We start from the raw sequence: 2,800 nt of genomic DNA, 5'->3' as shown, positions 1-2,800 counted from the left end.
CTCGTCGTTCGGGATCAGCGGGACCAACGCGCATGTGGTGGTCGAGGAGTTCGTGACACCCGAGGAGGTGGCCGTCGAGCGGCCGGAGCCGTCGGGGCCGGTTCCGTTCGTGCTGTCCGCCCGGGATGATGCGGCGCTGCGCGCCCAGGCCCGGCGCCTGCACGACCACGTCGACGGCCGTCCCGAGCAGTCCCTCGCGGACGTCGGCTGGTCCCTCGGCACTCGCCGGGCCCGGCACAGCCGCGGAGCCGTCGTGGTCGCCCGGCACCGTGGCGAACTGCTCGACGGACTCGCCGCGCTGAGCCGCGGTGAGACCACCCCGGCCGCGCAGCGCACTCCCGCGCCTGCGCGCGGCAAGACCGCCTTCCTGCTGACCGGACAGGGCGCCCAGCGCCTCGGCATGGGCCGCGAACTGTACGCCGCGTCACCGGTGTTCGCGGCGGCCCTCGACGAGGTGTGCGCCCACCTGGATCCCGAACTCATGCGCCCCCTGAAGTCGGTGCTCTTCGCCGCCGAGGACAGTGCGGACGCGGCACTGCTCGACCAGACGGCGTTCACCCAGACCGCGCTGTTCGCCCTGGAGACCGCGCTGTTCCGCCTCGCCGAACACCACGGCCTCACCCCGGACTTCCTGCTGGGCCACTCGATCGGCGAGGTCACCGCCGCCCACCTCGCGGGCGTCCTCGACCTGCCCGACGCCTGCGTCCTCGTGGCCGAACGCGGCCGGCTGATGCAGGCCGCGCGGGAGGGCGGCGCCATGGCGGCCGTCGAAGCAGGGGAGGATGCGGTACGCGCCGCGCTCGCCCCCTACGGTGACCGGGTGGCCGTCGCCGGTGTCAACGGGCCGCGTTCCACGGTCATCTCCGGTGACGCCGACGCCGTGGACGAACTCACCGCGCGGTTCAAGAAGGAGGGCGCCCGGGTCAAGCGTCTCCCCGTCAGCCACGCCTTCCACTCGCCCCACATGGACGAGATCCTCGACGAGTTCCGCGCGATCGCCGAGGACCTCACCTTCCACGCACCGCGCATCCCCATCGTCTCCAACGTCACCGGCGCACTGGCCACCGCCGAGGACCTCGCCTCGCCCGACTACTGGGCGCGCCACATCCGCGAAGCCGTCCGTTTCCTCGACGGCGTACGCCTTCTGGAGGCGGCGGGGGTCACCGAGTGGCTGGAACTCGGCCCCGACGGGGTGCTCAGCGCCCTGGTCGCCGAGTCCCTGGAGCAGACCTCCGGGGTCGTGGCGCCGGTCCTGCGCAGGGGCCGCTCCGAGCCGGAGGTCTTCGCCGCCGCCCTCGGGCTGCTCGCCGCACACGGCGCCGACATCCGCTGGGACACCGTATTCCCCGAGGCGCAGGGCACCGACCTGCCGCTCTACGCGTTCCAGCGGCAGCGCTACTGGCTGGACGCGCCGACCACCGTCACGGACGCCGCGGGCTTCGGGCTCGTAGCGGCCGACCACCCGCTGCTCGGCGCCGCCGTCCAGTTGGCCGACCGCGACGAACACGTTCTCACCGGCCGCCTGGCACGCGGCACGCACCCCTGGCTGACGGAGCACGCCGTCGCCGGGACCGTGCTCGTGCCCGGTACCGGACTGCTCGAACTCGCCCTCCGGGCAGGCGAACAGCTCGGCGCCGCCACGGTCGAGGAACTCACCCTGGCGGCCCCCCTGGTGCTGCCCGAACGCGGCGGCGTGCACCTCCAGGTGTCCGTCGGCGCCGAGGAAACCGACGCGACCCGCCCGGTACGCATCCACGCCCGCCCCCACGGCGACCCCGGCCACGACGGAACCTGGACCCTCCACGCTTACGGCACCCTGAGTACCGGCACCGGCACCGCCGAGGAGACACTCACGGTCTGGCCCCCCGCCGGAGCCCGGGAGATCGACCTCACCGGCGCCTACGAGCGTCTCGTCGAGCAGGGCTACGCCTACGGGCCCGCGTTCCGGAACCTGCGCCGGCTCTGGACGGTCGGTGACGACCTCTGCGCCGAGGTCGCCCTCGACGACGACCAGCGCAGCGAGGCAGGCCGGTTCACCCTCCACCCGGCACTGCTCGACGCCGCCCTGCACCCGCTGCTCCCCGGAGTCGCCGGTGACCAGGGCCGGCCGGTGCTGCCGTTCTCCTGGGCCGGAGTGAGCGCGACCGCAACGGGCGCGTCCGTGCTGCGGGTCCGGCTCGCCGGAGCAGCGGCACCCGAGGCCGCGAACGGCGGCTCCACGACCGTCGCGCTCACCGTGGCCGACGGCTCGGGCGCACCGGTCGCCGAGGTGGCGGGACTGACCCTGCGTCCGCTGTCCGCCGAGTCGCTGCGCACCGCCGACACCGGCTCCGCCGACGGCCTGCTCAGGGTCGAGTGGAGCAGGCCGGCCGGCGCGGATGCCACGGCCGACCTCACCACCTGGGCGGCCCTCGGATCCGTGGCGGACCTCGGCCTGCCGGACGGCACGGTCCGCTCCTACGCGGACCTCGGCACCCTGGCACGGGAGGTCGAGGCGGGCGCACCCGCGCCCCGGGTCGTCCTCGCTCCCCACTTCTCCGCGCCCGTCGGCGAGACGCTGCCGGACACCGCACGGGAGGCGGCTCGCGACGCGCTCGTCCAGGTGCAGGAGTGGCTCGCGGACGACCGTTTCGCGGACACCCGCCTCGTGGCCGTCACTCGGGGCGCGGTGGCCGCCGCGGCCGACGAGGACGTCACCGACCTGGTCCACGCCCCGCTGTGGGGCCTGCTGCGCAGCGTGCAGTCCGAGCATCCGGACCGGGTGGTCCTGATCGACGCCGACACCTCCACCGACGAGCGG

1 protein-coding gene is annotated in these 2,800 nt (G+C 74.6%); it reads left to right on the top strand.

Annotation, left to right across the window (positions count from 1 at the left end; translation table 11 throughout):
• Positions 1 to 2,800, top strand: a 2,800-nt coding sequence (locus ABZ281_RS45015) for a type I polyketide synthase (RefSeq protein ID WP_356664134.1), incomplete at both ends; no start/stop codon positions are given.

The sequence above is a fragment of the Streptomyces sp. NPDC006265 genome (assembly GCF_040613555.1).
Taxonomy (GTDB): domain Bacteria; phylum Actinomycetota; class Actinomycetes; order Streptomycetales; family Streptomycetaceae; genus Streptomyces.
Note: the sequence above shows the minus strand (reverse complement) of the source record. Positions and strands in the feature narration are given on the sequence as shown.